The sequence below is a fragment of the uncultured Eudoraea sp. genome, assembly GCF_947260015.1.
Lineage (GTDB): Bacteria > Bacteroidota > Bacteroidia > Flavobacteriales > Flavobacteriaceae > Eudoraea.
In genome coordinates, this window is record NZ_CAMYOM010000019.1 from 11,851 (window position 1) to 30,115 (window position 18,265).

The window sequence follows — 18,265 nt, forward strand, 5'->3', positions numbered from 1 at the left end:
TTATGTGGAAATCAGAATGTGATTGGCTTTTTAAGTGTTTGGTCATTGCGCAATACCCGCACTGAGGTTGTATCGCCAGGTTCAAAAGTGGACAGGGCGCGCATATAGCTCATCATATCAACAACAGTACTATCCCCTAGTTGTATGACAATATCTCCTTTCTGTAAACCTGCTTTTTGAGCAGGTTTTTCTTCGCTTATTCCATCAATGCGCATGCCTTTCCCATCAAACAGATAATCAGGGACTACACCAAGCGTCACTTTAAATCTAGGCACTTCTTCGCTTTCATTTTTGGTTTTTCTGAATGCCAGCTTATTATCGTCATCCAATTCTACAACAAGGCTTAACAAATAGGAACTTATCTGCCGCATCCCATCATAATTCAATTTCTCTGCATCATCTGAGGGCCTGTGATAATCTTCATGCTGTCCTGTAAAAAAATGTAAGACCGGGATATCTTGCAAATAGAAAGAGGTATGATCAGATGGGCCCACGCCCGATTCGTTTAACACCAATTTAAACCCTGAATTAGACGCATTTAATACTTGTGGCCAGATTGGAGAAGTCCCGGTGCCACTAACCGAAAGTGTTTTGTCTTCCCTTAGCCTGCCCACCATGTCCAGGTTAAACATATAAGCAACCTCTTTCAGATCGAGAGTAGGGTTTTTTGTAAAAAAATTGGAGCCTAATAGTCCCATTTCCTCACCGGAAAAAGTAATAAACAGATAGTTATTGGAAAGTTCCCGGCCCTTGATCTTATTTGCCAAATCCAGGAGTACCGCCACGCCGCTGGCATTATCATCTGCCCCATTGTGCACCTCTGGTTCACCTCTGTGCAGCGAGCCTTCCCCTCCGGTTCCCAAATGGTCATAATGAGCGCCAATCACTACGGTATTTGAAGACTTATTATCTATAAAACCAATAACATTAGTCCCGGTTATTGTGCTGTCACCTGCATTTTGAAAAGTTGTTTGTTGATGCGGGTCTTTCTTTGGTTTAAATGTAAAGGTCTGGTAATATGTTCCTGCATTGCCTTTGGGCTCCAGCCCCATTTCAACCATTAGTCCCCTTATATAATCTGCAGCCTTCAGTTCTTCTTCTGTCCCGGTTTCCCTGCCTTTAAAATCGTCACTTGCCAGGACCTGAACCTCTTCTTCCATGGTGGGTATTTTAGGTTGTTCAGTTTTACATCCAAAGGCAAGTATAAAAAATACACTAATAATTATTTTTTTCATCAGTTTTGCATTTAATTTGGCACAAAATTAATCATCCTATGAAAACTTTGGTGTACTTCTTTATTTTATTACTGTTTTTTGGTTGCAAAACCGATTCCAAAGAACCAATTCCGGCTAAGGAAAAACCCGACTCCATTATGGCTGGTACAGATACCCTGATCTATAAAGAAGAAAAGCACTTTAAGTCTATTCGCCAGGTCACTTTTGGCGGGGACAACGCTGAAGCCTATTGGAGTTTTGACGATAGAAAACTTGTTTTTCAGTCAAACAATCCCGGCTGGGAATTGCAGTGCGACCAGATGTTTCTTATGAATGCTGAGGAGACTTTCAAGGATAGCAAACCCCCCATGATAAGTACAGGAATGGGGCGCACTACCTGTGCCTATTTTCTTCCTGATAACGAGCATATCGTATACGCTTCCACACACTTAGTCAAGAAAGAATGCCCTGAAGTTCCGCTGCGCAAGGACGGGAAATACGTTTGGCCGGTATATGATTCCTTCGACATATTTGTGGCTGATCTAAAAGGGAATCTTGTTACTCAACTTACTGACGAACCGGGCTATGATGCGGAAGCTACTGTTTCTCCTCAGGGAGATAAAATAGTGTTTACTTCTACAAGAAGTGGGGACCTTGAATTGTATACCATGAATTTAGATGGTACAGACGTTTTACAAATAACAGATGAGTTGGGTTATGACGGAGGTGCCTTTTTCTCTCCGGATGGCACAAAAATTATTTTCCGTGCTTCCAGGCCAAAAACCGATGAAGCAATAACCGAATATAAAGATTTACTTGCCAGGGGGTTGGTACAACCCACAGAAATGGAACTTTATATTTGCAATTCTGACGGCAGTGATTTAAAGCAACTAACTTTTCTTGGTAATGCCAACTGGAGTCCTTTCTTTCATCCTTCAGGGGAAAAGATTCTATTTTCCAGTAATTTTGAGGCCGAAAAAGGCTTTCCTTTTAATCTCTATCTTATTGATATAGATGGAAAGAATTTGGAACGGGTTACACATGGAAAAACTTTTGATGCTTTTCCGGTATTTTCCAATAATGGCAAATTTTTGGTTTTTTCGAGTAACCGTAATAATGGCGGAACCCGCGATACCAATTTGTTTATTGCCGAGTGGCAGGATTAAGAAGCAGAAAACTGTATCTTTGCAGCCAATTTGAAATAGCCGGACTAAGAAAATGAAGCACATTCGTAATTTCTGTATTATAGCCCATATAGACCATGGCAAGAGTACTTTGGCAGACAGGCTGTTAGATTTTACAGGCTCTGTTACGGAACGGGAAAAAAAAGAACAACTTCTGGATAATATGGATCTGGAACGTGAACGTGGAATTACCATTAAGAGTCATGCTATTCAAATGGAATACGAATATGAAGGCGAGGCATATATTCTTAATTTAATAGATACTCCCGGTCATGTGGATTTCTCCTATGAAGTGTCGCGCTCAATAGCGGCATGTGAAGGTGCTCTTTTGGTGGTTGATGCGGCCCAGAGCATACAGGCGCAAACCATTTCTAACCTTTATCTGGCTCTGGAAAATGATCTTGAAATTATTCCGGTTTTAAATAAGGTGGATCTACCCAGTGCCAATCAGGAAGAAGTAACAGATGATATTGTAGCATTATTAGGGTGTAAACCTGAAGATGTAATCCCGGCAAGTGCTAAAACAGGCATTGGTATCGGAGCTATTTTAACTGCTATTATTGATCGTATTCCTCCTCCAAAAGGGAACGTAGATGAGCCGTTACAGGCCCTGGTTTTCGATTCTGTTTATAATTCATTCAGGGGGGTGGAAACCTATTTTAAAGTTATTAACGGTGTTATCACAAAAGGTCAGAAAATTAAGTTTGTTGCTACAGGCAAGACTTATTTTGCTGATGAAGTAGGCACTCTGAAACTTACACAGGAACCTAAGCCCAGTATTAAAGCGGGAGATGTTGGCTACGTGATTACAGGAATAAAGGAGGCGCGGGAAGTAAAGGTTGGGGATACCATTACTGATGCAGTCAATCCAACCAAAAACGCTATTGCTGGTTTTGAAGATGTAAAACCAATGGTATTTGCCGGTATTTACCCCGTAGATACAGAGGATTACGAAGAACTGCGCTCCTCTATGGAAAAATTGCAGCTCAATGATGCTTCTTTAGTGTTTGTTCCGGAAAGCAGTGCGGCTCTCGGTTTTGGTTTTCGATGTGGTTTTCTTGGAATGCTGCATATGGAGATTATACAGGAGCGGTTAGAAAGGGAATTTGATATGACGGTCATCACTACGGTACCAAACGTTAGTTATCATGCCTTTACCACAAAAAATCCGGATGTTCCATTGATTGTTAATAACCCGAGCGACCTTCCGGATCCTTCAACCGTTGCAAGGGTTGAAGAGCCTTATATAAAGGCCACAATAATTACCAAATCAGATTTTGTAGGAAATGTAATGTCTCTTTGTATTGATAAGAGGGGGCAAATTACCAATCAGACGTATCTGACTACGGAACGTGTTGAACTAAATTTTGACATGCCCCTTGCAGAGATCGTATTTGATTTTTACGACAGGCTTAAAACAGTTTCTAAAGGCTATGCCTCATTTGATTATTCTCCTATTGGCATGCGGGTATCTAAACTGGTACGTGTTGATATTTTGCTGAATGCGCAACCCGTTGATGCCTTATCTGCCCTTGTCCATTATGACAATGCACACTATATAGGCAAAAGAATGTGTGAAAAATTAAAGGAATTAATTCCAAGGCAACAGTTCGATATTCCAATACAGGCTGCCATTGGCGCCAAAATTATTTCCAGGGAAACCATTAAAGCACTGCGAAAAGACGTAACCGCCAAGTGTTATGGTGGCGATATTTCAAGGAAACGAAAACTGTTGGAAAAACAAAAGAAAGGTAAAAAACGCATGCGGCAGGTAGGCAATGTTGAAATACCTCAGCAAGCGTTTATGGCTGTTCTTAAATTGAACGACTAGTTTTCTTCTTTTTACTTAGATTATTTGTAGGAAAATACAATAATTTTGAATCCGTTTAGTTAATAGATATAGTTTAAAATTCCCCATAAATGACGACTTATATTGCTGAATTTAAAGCTGCCCATAAGACTATACAGATACTGCAGCATTCCGTTTTTACCTGGAAACAAGAAGGCGGTGAAATTGACCCTGAATTACTCCAGGGTAAGATAAAAAGAGAGTCCTCAATTCATTTTTACAACTTACTGGCAGGCGAAAAACACAATGTTACTTTAGAAGACATTTCTGTAGAAATTACTAAAACTGCCCCATTTAATGGTTAATTCAAATTTTTGATATTCCCTGAAGCCTGCTGCCAGACAGTGGATTTCTGGTTCAAATAGATTTTATGAATTCGAAAGTTTCAAAATCACAGGCTTAGCATGCTTCCTGATTCAGTGTATTTTATCCAAATCAAACATTTTGCCCAAATAAACCAGTTTAGAACCATCCGAAATTGATTCAGAGTTTGCACCGGACGAGGATATGATAGATACCTTCCCATCCGAAGCTTTTAGAAATACCGGGATAATCTCGTCATCTTCTTTGGTAATATCCATTAGTTTTTTGTAATGGTTGGCATTCTTTAGTTCTATTTCGTGAAGCGCAGGATAACGTCTGGTAACTTCCATCATTTTAATAAAATCATCATTCTGTGAGAAGAGGCCTTCCTTAGGGTTTTTCTCAGGGTGGTTCATCTCATCAGCACTGACAAGTCTGAAGGAGCCATTTTCTCCAAGTTGATCTCTAAACTTGTCAATGGCATATTCATTGATTTCAGGACTACCTGTAAGTGCCATTAAATATCCCATATCATTAAGCTCTATATCATCTGTAAGGGTGTCTGAATACACATCGGCCACCATGGCCTCGAGCCCAAGTTTTTTGGCCGCATCAATATTTGCATGGTTAGTGTCAATCAAAACCACATGCCTGTTGTTCTTCTTCAGGTAACTGGCAAGAAGCCTGGACGTTTTGGATGCGCCTAAAATTAAAATTCCTTCAGAGTGTTTTAGAAATACCCCTAACAATCTGGCTACATAGCGTGCGGTAGTAGCATTTAATAAAACGGTACCTAATACAACCATAAAAACCAGTGGAGTGATATATTCTGCGCCGGGTTCGCCCTTTAGAAGCAATTTGGAACCAAAAAGTGATGCAATCCCTGCAGCTACAATCCCCCTGGGGCCAACCCAGCTTATAAAAAATTTTTCATTCAATTTTAAATCAGAGCCTTTTGTACTTAGAAAAACCCCAATAGGCCGAATCACAAAGACGATTACAAGAAATATCATCACAGTGTTCCAGTTATATATCAACTCCATATCACTGATGTTAATATTAGCCGCCAGCAAAATAAAGAGGATAGAAATAAGCAACACACTCAGGGATTCCTTGAAATACAACAGCTCTTTAATGTTTGGCAGGTCCATATTGCCCATAACCAAGCCCATAACCACAACCGCAAGAAGACCGGATTCGTGTGCCAGAATATCAGATTCCACATATACCAGCAGCACGACAGACAAGGAAACCACATTTAATAAATAGTGAGGCACGTATTTCTTTCTGATAATAAACGCCAGCGCATGGGCGAAAGTGAAGCCGAAAGTAGTTCCAAAAAGTATAATCTTACCAAAATCTATTAATGCTGTTTTTGTATATTCCTGTCCTTCGCCAACACTGATAAATTCAAATACAAGTACTGCCACCAATGCGCCAATTGGATCAATTAAAATTCCCTCCCATTTTAGAACTGCGGAAACATCCTTTTTCAAAGGAATATTTCGAAGGATAGGCGTAATAACTGTAGGACCGGTAACAATGATCAGAGCTGAAAACAAAAAAGAAATTTTCCAGCTAAGGCCAAAAATAAAATGAGCCGCAACGCCTGCTCCAAAAAAAGTAACCAGAGTTCCCACGGTTATTAGTTTGGTAATTACAGGGCCCACATTTCTAATCTCGGAACGCTTAAGTGTCAGGCCCCCTTCAAATAATATTATGCTAATTGCAAGTGAAAGAAAATAATATAGCCCCTCACCCGGGAATAGTCCTTTTTCTCCATTCCAGACTGGTTCTATTAGTTTAGAACCATCCGCGGTATACAAAGTGGCTATGGGCCCTACGAGAAGACCAATTAGAATTAGGGGCAGGATGGCCGGCAGTTTTAAACGCCATGCAAACCACTGCGCGACGATCCCTAAAATAATTATCCCGGCTAGTTCTAACATCTTTTTCCTTTGACTTTAAAAATAGTAATTAAAATGAATTTCGATTAGGAATAGTTCAAGAAATAGAATTTCAAGTGTTTATAACACATAAGTCCGGATAATAATTCAAGGACGCCCTTATTTGGAATTTTAATTCATCGATCATAATAGGTATATATGTGTTATATTCAACCAAAATAAAAGTAATGGAAACGCATCCCCATCCTTTTAAGAGAATTTTATTCGGTTTTGCTTTTTCGCCCACTCTGGAAATAAATATTCTGGAAACCACGCGAATTGCACATTTTTTTAATGCCAAATTAATTCTACTTCATGTTGGGGAAAAAACTGAGGAAAAATCAGGTATTATTAATGCACTCCTGAAGAAAATTGACTTTCCCGATGATGCCATAGAAATTAAGTGGGAACAAGGAAAACCGGTCTCAGTAATTTCGGAGGCCTGTACTAAATACAATATCGATTTATTGATGCTTGGTGCGCTACAGCATGAAAATATGTATCAATTCTATGTGGGAAGTATAGCCAGAAACCTGACCCGAAAAGTAAACTGTTCGGTTTTGTTGCTTATAAAACCCACAGCAGATCGCATGCCCTGCAAGCATATTGTGGTAAATGGCCTGGATGCGCCGGAAACACCTGTTGCTATCTTAGATGCATTTTATGTAGGTAACGCTTTGGGGGCACAGCAGGTAACCATTGTAGAAGAGATCAGGCAGCAAGAAATTCATGTTACTGTTGAAGATGACCGATCCTTAAAGAAAGCAAATATCATGAAAGAAAGACTAAAACAAAGAGAAGATTCCAGGGTACGTAAAATCCTGAATACTCTGCCGGAAAATTTCTTTAAAAACATTAAGGTAAAAATGCAGAGTATTTTTGGGAAACGGGGCTATTCCATAGGTCATTATGCAGAGGTCGTACGAGCAGATTTACTAGTAATGAATGCCCCAAAAAAAACAGGTCTTTTAGATCGTATTTTCCCTCATGACCTTGAATATATTTTGTCTGATTTACCCACTGATTTATTGATTATACGCAAAAAAGATTGACCGCAAAAACCAACAATACCAACCTTTTTATTAAATCCCTGCCCAAAAACATTTTTTCGGGCTTCGTGGTGTCGCTTATTGCGCTTCCCCTTGGCCTGGGATTGGCTTTAGCAAGTGAAGCCCCACCTATTTCGGGTATAATCGCGGCGGTAGTAGGAGGCATTATAGTTGCACTACTGGGGGGTTCTAAGGTTACCATTGCCGGGCCCGGTAATGGCCTGGTCATTGTATTATTAGGGGCAATTACTGTCCTTGGTGAAGGGGATTTGTACCAGGGTTATTTATTCACCTTAGCCGCCATAGTGTTCTCCGGCATCTTGATGCTTCTTCTGGGGTTTTTAAAAATGGGTCGTTTGGCCGATTTCTTTCCGGCTTCAGCCATACAAGGTATGCTCGCCGCAATTGGAATAGGTATTCTGGCGAAGCAATTTCATATTATGGTGGGCCATAACAACTCCAGAGGTACAATCATAGAGTTATTGCTTACCATCCCAAATGACTTACTGGACTTAGTAAATAAGGCAGGCGATGATATGTTGTTTGCCTCAGTAATAGGAATTGTTAGTCTCCTGATCATGGTCTTTTATTCTAAAATAAGGAACAAGTTCTTTCAGCTCATCCCTGCACCTATGTGGATATTGATCCTGTCGGTCGGTTTAAGTTACATCTATACGCTCCTTGGCAAACCCTATCCCATTGGGCTAGATTTTTTAGTATCCATTCCTGATAATGTGTTGTCTAATCTTGCATTCCCTGATTTTGCCAAGATGTGGGATAAACAGTTTATCCTTGCGGTTTTTGCTATTACCCTGATAGCGAGTATAGAATCCTTGTTAAGTATAAAGGCTGTGGATAAGCTTGATCCGTTAAACCGAAGATCTAATGTCAATAAGGACCTGAAAGCGCTTGGATTGGCCACAACCGTTAGTGGATTATTAGGGGGTCTGAATGTAGTAACGGTAATTGCCAGAAGTTCGGTTAACGTAAATAGCGGGGCTACCAACAGGTCTGCAAATTTCTTCCACGCCCTGTTTCTGGTAGGCTTTGTACTTGTTTTTCAGGAGCAGCTTAAGCGGATACCCCTGGCGGCATTAGCAGCCATCTTGGTGTATACGGGATATAAGTTGGCAGATCCTGAATCATTCAGAAAAATTGCGCGCGTGGGGAAAGAGCAAATACTAATTTTTTTAACCACCTTACTTACCACCTTATTTACAAACCTTATTACAGGAATTGGGGTCGGGATTTTGGTTACGATTTTAATTCATATGGTTATTAATAAAAGTATTTCCCTGTTCCTTAGCCATTTGTTTAAACCCAATATCCTTCTTTTTAAAGAAAAGGATGAAGGGAATTTTTATGTGAGTGTAAAATATTTTTGCAGCTTCCTGAATTTCCATAAACTAAAGGATAAACTGGACGCAGTCCCGGAAAACGAGCATGTAGTGCTGGATTTTTCCATGTGCAGTTTTGTGGATCATACCGTCCTGGAGGGTCTGGAGAACTATAATACCGCTTTTGACAAAAAAGGGGGAAGCATTGAACTTATTGGTTTGGATAAACATGAGGCCGATTCCTTTCATCCCTTTGCCATTCGCAAAATATTACCCGTTGCTGCTCTGAAACCAATTGAACGGTATTTTACAAAAAGACAAAAAGACCTGGAAGAAGCGGCTATGGATTACGGCTGGAGGTATATAGCCAAAAAAAACACCAAAACTTCTTTTTTGAAGAATTTTGTCTTCTTCCATACCCGAGAAATTGGCTATTTCTATAATCTTTTAAAGGATGCAAAAAATGGCTGTAGGGTCTTTGATCTGGAATGGACCGAAGGTGCCTTTATCGCAAAAGAAGTCGTAAAAACCACAATGATGCATATTAAATTAGACGTTGATATCCCCGTTTTTACCCTGGACAAGGAAGGTTTATTGCAATTAATTTATTCTCTCGCAGGATTCAAAGATATAAGCATTGAAAACCATCCGGATTTCAACAGGCGTTTTAACCTCAGCGGAGAAAATGAAAAAGCGATACAGGAACTCTTCACAGATGAAATGGTTTTATTCCTTGAAAGCCATCCCTACTATCATATCGAATCTAATGGTTCTTCTTTGCTCATTTTAAAAAAAGAACGTCTGCTGGGTGTTCAGGAAATAAAAAGGATGATTTATTTTGGCCAGCAGTTGCATAACCTGGTACAGCATAAAAAGATTCTTCATTGATTGTTAAAAACTTCTAATTTTAAGGATAATCATTAGAGCTTTTGTTATTTTGCAGACGACTCAGATTTCTTGAATGATTTTATATCCCATTGAAAGCGGAAATTTTAAATTAGACGGAGGTGCAATGTTTGGTGTAGTGCCCAAATCCCTGTGGAACAAAACCAATCCGGCAGACGGAAATAATATGATTGATATTGCCGCCAGATTGCTCCTTATTGAAGAAGGAAGTCGGCTTGTTCTTATCGATACAGGTATGGGCAATAAACAATCCGATAAATTTTTTAGTTATTACTACCGGTGGGGTAATTACTCCCTTGATGCATCCTTAAAAGAAGTTGGGTTTCACCGGGATGATATTACTGATGTGTTTCTCACTCACCTTCATTTTGACCATTGTGGCGGGAGCATTCAATGGAATAAGGATCACACAGGATATGAACCTGCGTTCAAAAATGCTCATTACTGGACCAACAAAGATCATTGGAATTGGGCCACACACCCCAATCCACGGGAAAAGGCTTCTTTTCTAAAAGAAAATCTACTCCCAATGGAAGAAAGCGGGCGGTTAAAATTTATAGATCGTACAGAACAACCCTTTCTAAAAAACTCTGAGCTGGATTTTGGAGTTTTGTTTGCAGACGGGCATACAGACAAACAGATGTTGCCTCATATCCTATATAAAGGCAAAACCCTGGTTTTTATGGCAGATTTACTGCCAACTGCTGGGCATATTCCGGTACCATATATAATGGGATATGATACAAGACCCTTAATCACTCTTAAGGAAAAGGCAGCTTTTTTGAACACCGCTGCAGACAATAATTATTATTTGTTTATGGAGCACGATGCACATAATGAAGTTTGTACAGTAACACATACCGAAAAGGGGGTTAGACTTAATAAAAGTTATACGTTTAATGAGATTTTTAATTAATATATTAATTGGTCTATTTTTTCTTTTTACGCTTTACAGCTGTAAAGATGAACCACAGCGCAGTGAAGATTTTACAGCGGAATTTGCTTTCACAGCTGGTATTGAAGGGCCTGCCGTAAACGGAAATGGAGAGCTTTTTGCGGTAAATTTTGCCAGGGAAGGTACCATTGGTAAAGTAAATAAAGCAGGGGAAGGTGAAGTTTTTATTAGTTTGCCGGAAGGCAGTATTGGCAATGGCATACGTTTTGATCTTGATGGGAATATGTTTATCGCAGATTATTTGGGTCATAAAGTTTACAGAATTAAAAAAGGCACAAAAGTCCCTGAAGTATGGGCACAGGATTCAACTATGAATCAACCCAATGACCTTGCCATTGGCCCCGAAGGGGTAATATACCTCAGTGATCCAAATTGGGCTGAAAGTACGGGCAAGCTTTGGATGGTTAGCCCCGAAAGGGAAATTGTATTAATTGAAGAAGGAATGGGAACCACCAATGGCGTAGAAGTTAGTCCGGATAATAAAACCCTCTATGTGAATGAATCTGTACAAAGGGTAGTGTGGAAATATGATATTCTGGAGGATGGAAAGCTAAGCAACAAAAAGAAATTTATAAACTTTACGGATTTTGGACTGGATGGAATGCGATGTGATATGCAAGGAAATCTTTATCTCACGCGCTATGACAAAGGTACTATCGCTATTGTATCTCCGGAAGGAAAGATTCTGAAAGAGGTGCTTTTAAAGGGCAAAAAGCCCTCTAACATTGCCTTTGGCGGGGAAAAAGGACTTAATTGTTATGTTACAATGGCAGACAGAGGTTGTCTTGAAACATTTGTAGCTTTGTCGCCTGGAAGTTATTATTATAAAATAAATCGATAAACATAAATTTAATATGACTGTTAAACATTTAAAATCGGCTTTATATTCGAGCCTCGTTATGGTTTTTCTTGCCGGATGCGGCAGTACAGCCCTGGTATTGACCCCAATTGAAAATATTGATACCACACCATTGAAAATATCTGAACTCACAGATGAAGAGAATAAAACCTGGGGGCATGCAGATTTAATTTCGGATACCATCCCGGGTATCAGCCTTAACCAAGTTTATAATGATATTATTAAAAATAAAAAAGGCAAAAAAGTTATCGTAGCCGTATTGGATGCCGGTATTGACCTTGGTCATGAAGATCTTGATGATGTTATCTGGACCAATAAAGGAGAGCGTGCCGGTAATGGTTTGGACGATGATAACAATGGTTACATTGACGACATACACGGATATAACTTTTTAGGTGAAGCCTTTGATGAGCAATTAGAATATACAAGAATCATTAAGCTTAAATTAGGCGATAATGCCATTCAGGAAAAAGCTAAAGCCGAACATCAGAAAGAGTTTTCAGAAGCAACGCAAAACAAAGTACGATATGAGCAGATTCTAAGTTCTGTTAAAGAGTCGGATGCAGCTATAAAAAAACATTTAGGAAAAAATGAGTATTCCAAAAAAGATGTTATTGCTATTCAAACAGAAGATGAGGCCTTGCTTAAATATGTTGCAACACTTAAGCAGATGTATAGTTTTGCTGATAGCATCCCTGCTGTTTATAAACAACTAAACAGGGGCATCGACTATTTTAATGGGCGATTGAATTATCATTTGAATTTGGATTATGACGGCAGGAAAATAGTAGGTGACAATCCTTATGACCTAATGGATTTGGGTTATGGTAACGGAAATCCTAATAACAGGGTAAAAGATGAAAGTCATGGAACACACGTTGCCGGGATTATTGCTGCCGAACGCGACAACGGGCTGGGAGTAAACGGAATTGCTAACAATGTGGAAATAATGAGTATCCGGGCAGTACCCAACGGTGATGAATACGATAAAGATATCGCTCTTGGAATCCGATATGCCGTTGATAATGGAGCAATAATTATCAATGCAAGCTTTGGTAAATCCTATTCCCCGAATTCAGATTGGGTTTATGACGCCATAAAATATGCAGCAGACAATGACGTACTTATTGTACATGCTGCAGGCAACGATGGCCTGGACCTGGATAATCCCAATAATACGAACTTTCCAAATGATCAAGCCGATATTAACGGTAATGAAATAGCAGACAACCTTATCACGGTAGGTGCCCTGGACGATAAATATGGTTCAGAAATGGTTGCTTCATTTTCTAACTACGGCAAAATGAATGTTGATGTTTTCGCGCCCGGTGGACATATCTATTCAACAATGCCAGAAAATGAATACGAGTTTCAGGGCGGTACATCAATGGCTGCGCCAATGGTTGCAGGAATAGCGGCACTTATTCGCTCCTATTACCCAAAACTTACGGCTCCTCAAGTAAAGCGTGTCTTAATTGAATCGGGGTTGAGTTCCAGTGCTTCAGTTGTTTTGTCCGGCGATGCTGAAAAAACCAAACCTTTTAATCAGGTTTCTAAATCGGGAAAGATGGTCAACGCCTATAATGCCTTAATAATGGCGAGTAATCTTTCTAAAAGTTTATAATTTTTATATTAAATGGTTTTAAAGAATAAATTCCCCAAAATCATTCTTGTCCTGTTGGCAGGTTTGGTAAGTCTGCAGGCTCAAACAAATCATTCTTATTGGCAACAGCACGTTGACTACAAAATGGAAGTTTTCGTGAATGTTGAAAATTACCAATATAAAGGCACTCAAACTTTGGTCTATTCTAACAACTCACCTGATGATTTAAGTCGTGTGTATTTTCATATGTACTTTAACGCATTTCAGCCGGGGAGCGAAATGGATATTAGATTGCAAAATATTCAGGATCCTGATGGGAGAATGTTTGCAAATGGCCAAAGTCGGATCGCTAATCTCAATCCTGATGAGATTGGTTATCTAAGAGCTTCTTCCCTTACACAGGATGGAGAAAATGTTTCTTTCAGTCTTGAAGGTACCGTGCTGGAGGTGAGTTTGGCTAAACCAATTCCCTCTGGAGGTAAATGCACATTTGTTATGAAATTTGAGGGGCAGGTTCCTGTACTAATAAGACGTGCCGGAAGGAATAATTCTGAAGGAGTTGCACTATCCATGAGCCAATGGTATCCTAAACTGGCCGAATATGATTTTGAAGGGTGGCATGCAGATCCATATATAGGGAGAGAGTTTCACGGAGTCTGGGGTGATTTTGATGTTAAACTTACACTGGATAAAAATTACATTGTAGGGGGAAGTGGTTATTTACAAAACCCTCAGGAAATAGGTCATGGCTATGAAGCCCCGGGAAGTAAAGTCAAAAAATCCGGGGGTAAAACACTTACCTGGCACTTTAAAGCTCCTATGGTACATGATTTTATGTGGGCCGCCGACCCTGAATATATTCATGATTCACTAAAGATGGAAAACGGCCCAACTTTACATTTCTTTTATAAAAACAAGCCGGAACTTCTTGAAAACTGGAAAAATTTTCAGCCGAAGACCGCAGAAGCCATGACATTTTTTAATAAGAATATTGGCATGTATCCATATGATCAATATTCGGTAATACAGGGTGGAGATGGTGGTATGGAATATGCCATGGGTACACTTATTACCGGGGAGAGAAAGTTTGAAAGCCTGGTTGGTGTTACGATTCATGAATTAGCGCATTCCTGGTTTCAACATTTATTGGCTACCAATGAATTAAAACATGCATGGATGGACGAAGGCTTTACCCAATTCATTTCGAGTTTATGCATGAACGAAGTGATGAATCAGGAGAAAGCTAATCCGTTTGAAAGTACTTATAACAGCTATATTTCGTTAGAACAATCCGGGAAGGAACAACCTCAAACAACTCATGCCGACAGATATAATCTTAATTCGGCCTATGGCATTTCTGCCTATAATAAAGGATCTATATTTTTATCCCAATTGGGGTATGTGATAGGACAGGATAAATTGATGGAAACGCTTAGGTCTTATTATGATAACTTTAAGTTTAAACACCCTATCCCAAATGATATCAAAAGAACGGCTGAGAAGGTGTCCGGTATAGAGTTAGACTGGTATCTTTTGGATTGGACAGAAACCACAAATACCATTGACTATGGAATAAAAGAAGTTAAAGCTGAAAGTGATAAAACCAAAATAATCCTGGAAAGAAAAGGCCTTATGCCAATGCCAATTGACCTTCTTTTGGTTTATGAGGATGGAACAAGAGAAACTTTTTATACTCCATTGCGTATTATGAGAGGGCAAAAAGATAATCCTTATCCAAATATTGAGAGAACAATTTTACCAGATTGGCCATGGGCTTATCCTGTATTTGAATTTGTTATTGATAAACCTGTCAGTTCTCTCAAAGCGGTAATAATTGACCCTTCGCAGCTAATGGCCGATATAAACCTTGAAAACAATGTTTGGCAAGCTCCTGAGTAATTAAGTACTCAGGCCCGGAATATATTTATATAGAGTAATTATTTGTTAAACCAAAAAGCGTCTTTGTACATCTCATTTTTGGCGGTCCGTTCCCTGTTATTCAATATTAAATGGGTTTCATCTACCATTCTGTTCCTATACCCCAAAAGGTGAAAAAAAGGTTTATTAAAGAACATGGCTACTTTTAAATTTACCATGAGCTTATCACGAGTCCCATTTGACCATGAAACTCCCGGAAGTAAAGCCAAAAAAGAATCAAATTTAATTTTCCGTAAAAATGCAGAAAAAGATAATATCCATCCGGGTATTTTGCGAATAAGAAAAAACCCTTCTTCACCCTGAGCCTGATAGAGAGGCATGAACACTATGGTGTCTTTATATGCAGTAATCTGCTCCCCATTATGATTAGCCATTGTTATGCCTTTCTCTAATTTTTCAAAGCTGCGGAAACCGGGCAACATTTTAAAATCATCAGACTCGGTAATTCTGCGTCGGTGAATTATCTCATAGAAAATATTATTCCCTTTTGCCGCCAAATTAAGTTGATCGTGATATTTTTTATAGTCAGGTACTTGTTCTTTAGTAAGTACTCCACAATAAATCATTGCCAACCAGATAAAGGAAACTGAGTTTTTTACCGCCTCTTCCGTGAAGTGTTGCCCGGATTCAAATCCCAGGGAAACATATCCTTTCTCATTTATGTAATTTAACAGCGGGCCTTCCAGATATTCTTCTATCCCCAGGATTATAGGCACAGGAAATAAACGAGCAAATTCCCGGTTTATTAAGGCGTCATTTATTGTGATAAATGGCAAAGTAGGACTGGAGGTGGTATGAAAATCAATGAAGTAATAAGGGGGTGCGTGAGTCGCAAATATATCTGAAATTAGCTGATGTAGTTCAGACAATTCATTTTCTTCAACGGATCGCTCCGGTTTACTTTTTTGTTCTATTTTGTCTATGCCGGAACGTGTCCAAATTCGATTGAGGTCATGCTCTAAAAAACGTTTCTTTTCGAGTAATGCCGGCAAATTGCCCTTAATTCCAAAAACCGATCCCGTTACTTGCAGCTCACTGGCTTTCAATTGCTTAAAAACTTGGTCCAGAGCCTCAACCCCTGAGGGCTCATTTCCGTGTATTCCTGCAAAATAAACCACGGTAGGGCCCGTTTCCTTACTAGAAACATGACCTATTATTCTTGTTGATTTCAGTTTTTTAATTGACTTAGCTTGGATTTGCGTCATGAATTATAAATCATTGGTTGTTATAATTCCAATTAAATTTTTTCCTTCAACTACGGGTAAACAATTAATGCTATTAGAACTCATAAGTTCTTTGGCCTCTCTTAAAGGTGTTTCCGGAGTTACAGTGATCAAATCCCTGGTCATTAGTGTACTAATATTTTCTTTCAGCTTAGCCGGGTTCTCCATGTAATTTTTAACATCTGTCCAGGTAAGCAACCCGCTTAGTTCAAGATCATGATTTAATATTGGAGCATGGTGAATATTTTTCCAAAGCATCATTTTTAAAACTAACTCCGCGCTGTCATTCTCCTGTGCCGTCATTGTTTTTCTGTTCATTCGATCTTTAACTTTAAGCTGAGCTTCAGGAATCACATATTCATCTCCCCTTGGCAATTGCCAAACATCTACGGTGTAGCGTTTTTCCTGTCGCTCATACATCGTGGCTACCAATATCTTAACCGCATCTGGTATTTTATAATTTTCTTTGAGTTTTCGGAATGATTTAATCATCCATTGGGAACCATTATTTGAACGAATCCTGTTTTCAATAATGGATAAATAACGTTCTGCATCTCTTGGTTCAATACCCATGCTATAAAGTCCTCTGAACGCCATAGGTAAAAAGTGATCGAGTAGTAATTGCTGGCTACTAATCAGTTTTCCATCCCAATGAAACTGTGCAGCCATACCATACCTTGCGGCGTTGAAGAAATTGCCTTTTACATCACTAAAATTCATTTTATTATGAACTTCATCAAAGGCTTTCGGTTTTCCCATCATTACCCCTACCCATAACATCATATTTGCAATTTCATCTACTGTCGTAGGGCCGGATGGCATATATCTATTTTCAATTCTCACATGGGGTACGTTATCCGTTACGCCATAACAAAGCCTGTTCCATTTATAAATAGTCCCATTGTGAAGCGCTAATGCCCTTAATTTTGGCGTTTGCCCGCTTTTAAGCAATGACATGCTATCGGTATCAAAGTCGGTAGTTAACAGACTTCTAAATCTGATTATGGCATCTTTATAAAAATCCGCTACTGATCCTGAAACCCAATCATTGCCGAAACCTACTCTTGATTCTTTTTCATTGAGAATGAAGGTGCTTGCTCTGGTATCAACACTTTGAGTAAATAGTGCAATTCGTGTCTCTTCCCATAATTCCTGGCCAAGTAGCAAAGGAGAATTGGTGCATACAGAAAGTATCGGGCCTGCAATAGCTTGTGCCCAGTTATAGGTGTCTGCAAAATTCTCTGCATCTATTTGAAGATGTGATTGGAAGCTTGTATTACAGCCTTCATAAAGTATGGTATTGTGATGAAGGTTTACCTCATCTACCCCTTTTATGTGTAGCTCTATATCGTCTTTCCTTATATCTTTAATTGCTTCGTTTAAAACCTGATAGCGCTTTAAAGGCGTCATATATGACGTTTCTAAAAACTTCGTGTCTACTGTGGGTAATATTCCGGTTAGAATAACTTTGGTGCCGTGTTTGGCTGCGCTTGATTTGGCTTTTTTAAGTAATTCTTTTAATTGTTTATGCAACTCAGAAAAACATCGACCATTCAATACAAGAGGGTCCAGATTAATTTCCAGGTTGTAAAGCGTTAACTCAGAAGTAAAATGGGGATCATTGATATCTTCAAGGATTTCATCTGCTTTATTAGTAGGTTCCCAGTTTTCATCAACAAGACAGAATTCCTGCTCTGCTCCGATGCGGACAGGCCTCTTTTTAAACATATCATTTTCCAGCATATATTCAAGTGCCTCAATGTCTGTAAGCAATTGATCAATATATCCAACTTTATCCTCGTTCCTGGTAAGTTTTTTTACATTCAACTCCCCCATAATAAGTGGTATTTAGACGTATAATCTCGAAATATAATCCAATGCAAGATAAAATCCTAGCAC

The 18,265-nt window shown here is 39.2% G+C and carries 13 protein-coding genes; 9 read left to right on the plus strand and 4 right to left on the minus strand.

Features of this window, described 5'->3' with window-relative positions:
* Nucleotides 1–11: 11 nt before the first annotated feature.
* Complete coding sequence (locus Q0X66_RS09550) at nucleotides 12–1,235, minus strand: M28 family peptidase (protein ID WP_297705718.1); 1,224 nt, start codon at nucleotides 1,233–1,235, stop codon at nucleotides 12–14.
* A gap of 38 nt (nucleotides 1,236–1,273) precedes the next feature.
* On the opposite strand from Q0X66_RS09550, the gene Q0X66_RS09555 reads away from it, so the two are divergent.
* From Q0X66_RS09555 to Q0X66_RS09565, 3 genes are all read left to right on the plus strand, one after another.
* Complete coding sequence (locus tag Q0X66_RS09555) at nucleotides 1,274–2,380, plus strand: hypothetical protein (RefSeq protein ID WP_297705720.1); 1,107 nt, start codon at nucleotides 1,274–1,276, stop codon at nucleotides 2,378–2,380.
* 52 nt (nucleotides 2,381–2,432) lie between these two features.
* Complete coding sequence (gene lepA, locus Q0X66_RS09560; protein WP_297705722.1) at nucleotides 2,433–4,229, plus strand: translation elongation factor 4; 1,797 nt, start codon at nucleotides 2,433–2,435, stop codon at nucleotides 4,227–4,229.
* An 89-nt stretch (nucleotides 4,230–4,318) separates the two neighbouring features.
* Nucleotides 4,319–4,552 carry a GTP-binding protein LepA gene (locus Q0X66_RS09565; protein WP_297705724.1) on the plus strand — a complete coding sequence of 78 codons (234 nt, stop codon included), beginning with the start codon at nucleotides 4,319–4,321 and terminating at the stop codon, nucleotides 4,550–4,552.
* Between the two features lie 111 nt (nucleotides 4,553–4,663).
* Here Q0X66_RS09565 and Q0X66_RS09570 read toward each other — a convergent pair whose 3' ends face one another.
* Nucleotides 4,664–6,499: a sodium:proton antiporter gene (locus Q0X66_RS09570; protein WP_297705727.1), complete on the minus strand. Its 1,836-nt coding sequence runs from the start codon at nucleotides 6,497–6,499 to the stop codon at nucleotides 4,664–4,666.
* Nucleotides 6,500–6,684: 185 nt separating this feature from the next.
* On the opposite strand from Q0X66_RS09570, the gene Q0X66_RS09575 reads away from it, so the two are divergent.
* The 6 genes from Q0X66_RS09575 to Q0X66_RS09600 all read left to right on the plus strand — a co-directional run bounded on the left by Q0X66_RS09575 (nucleotide 6,685) and on the right by Q0X66_RS09600 (nucleotide 15,104).
* Nucleotides 6,685–7,548 (plus strand): universal stress protein, encoded by an 864-nt coding sequence (locus Q0X66_RS09575; protein ID WP_297705729.1) that lies wholly within the window; start codon nucleotides 6,685–6,687, stop codon nucleotides 7,546–7,548.
* Complete coding sequence (locus Q0X66_RS09580) at nucleotides 7,545–9,770, plus strand: SulP family inorganic anion transporter (protein WP_297705731.1); 2,226 nt, start codon at nucleotides 7,545–7,547, stop codon at nucleotides 9,768–9,770. The genes Q0X66_RS09575 and Q0X66_RS09580 overlap by 4 nt, the downstream gene beginning before the upstream one ends.
* Before the next feature lie 73 nt (nucleotides 9,771–9,843).
* Nucleotides 9,844–10,704 carry an MBL fold metallo-hydrolase gene (locus Q0X66_RS09585; protein WP_297705734.1) on the plus strand — a complete coding sequence of 287 codons (861 nt, stop codon included), beginning with the start codon at nucleotides 9,844–9,846 and terminating at the stop codon, nucleotides 10,702–10,704.
* Nucleotides 10,688–11,584, plus strand: a complete 897-nt coding sequence (locus Q0X66_RS09590) for an SMP-30/gluconolactonase/LRE family protein (protein ID WP_297705736.1) — start codon at nucleotides 10,688–10,690, stop codon at nucleotides 11,582–11,584. The genes Q0X66_RS09585 and Q0X66_RS09590 overlap by 17 nt, the downstream gene beginning before the upstream one ends.
* Before the next feature lie 13 nt (nucleotides 11,585–11,597).
* Nucleotides 11,598–13,226, plus strand: a complete 1,629-nt coding sequence (locus Q0X66_RS09595; protein WP_297705738.1) for a S8 family peptidase — start codon at nucleotides 11,598–11,600, stop codon at nucleotides 13,224–13,226.
* Nucleotides 13,227–13,238: 12 nt separating this feature from the next.
* Nucleotides 13,239–15,104 (plus strand): M1 family metallopeptidase, encoded by a 1,866-nt coding sequence (locus Q0X66_RS09600; protein ID WP_297705740.1) that lies wholly within the window; start codon nucleotides 13,239–13,241, stop codon nucleotides 15,102–15,104.
* A 38-nt stretch (nucleotides 15,105–15,142) separates the two neighbouring features.
* Here the strand turns inward: Q0X66_RS09600 and Q0X66_RS09605 are convergent, their stop codons facing one another.
* The gene (locus tag Q0X66_RS09605) at nucleotides 15,143–16,348 is read right to left on the minus strand and encodes a succinylglutamate desuccinylase/aspartoacylase family protein (RefSeq protein ID WP_297705742.1); all 1,206 of its coding nucleotides are present in this window, start codon (nucleotides 16,346–16,348) and stop codon (nucleotides 15,143–15,145) included.
* A 3-nt stretch (nucleotides 16,349–16,351) separates the two neighbouring features.
* Entirely contained in the window at nucleotides 16,352–18,202 is a 1,851-nt protein-coding gene (locus tag Q0X66_RS09610) for a CBS domain-containing protein (protein WP_297705744.1), read from the minus strand.
* Nucleotides 18,203–18,265 lie beyond the last annotated feature (63 nt).

Bases quoted from the DNA above. Each gene is read 5' to 3' on its own strand.
- Q0X66_RS09555 (WP_297705720.1), top strand. From the start codon at position 1,274: ATGAAAACTTTGGTGTACTTCTTTATTTTATTACTGTTTTTTGGTTGC.
- Q0X66_RS09585 (WP_297705734.1), top strand. From the start codon at position 9,844: ATGATTTTATATCCCATTGAAAGCGGAAATTTTAAATTAGACGGAGGT.
- Q0X66_RS09610 (WP_297705744.1), bottom strand. From the start codon at position 18,202: ATGGGGGAGTTGAATGTAAAAAAACTTACCAGGAACGAGGATAAAGTT.
- Q0X66_RS09590 (WP_297705736.1), top strand. From the start codon at position 10,688: ATGAGATTTTTAATTAATATATTAATTGGTCTATTTTTTCTTTTTACG.
- Q0X66_RS09605 (WP_297705742.1), bottom strand. From the start codon at position 16,348: ATGACGCAAATCCAAGCTAAGTCAATTAAAAAACTGAAATCAACAAGA.
- Q0X66_RS09570 (WP_297705727.1), bottom strand. From the start codon at position 6,499: ATGTTAGAACTAGCCGGGATAATTATTTTAGGGATCGTCGCGCAGTGG.
- Q0X66_RS09595 (WP_297705738.1), top strand. From the start codon at position 11,598: ATGACTGTTAAACATTTAAAATCGGCTTTATATTCGAGCCTCGTTATG.
- Q0X66_RS09575 (WP_297705729.1), top strand. From the start codon at position 6,685: ATGGAAACGCATCCCCATCCTTTTAAGAGAATTTTATTCGGTTTTGCT.
- Q0X66_RS09565 (WP_297705724.1), top strand. From the start codon at position 4,319: ATGACGACTTATATTGCTGAATTTAAAGCTGCCCATAAGACTATACAG.
- Q0X66_RS09600 (WP_297705740.1), top strand. From the start codon at position 13,239: ATGGTTTTAAAGAATAAATTCCCCAAAATCATTCTTGTCCTGTTGGCA.
- Q0X66_RS09550 (WP_297705718.1), bottom strand. From the start codon at position 1,235: ATGAAAAAAATAATTATTAGTGTATTTTTTATACTTGCCTTTGGATGT.
- lepA (WP_297705722.1), top strand. From the start codon at position 2,433: ATGAAGCACATTCGTAATTTCTGTATTATAGCCCATATAGACCATGGC.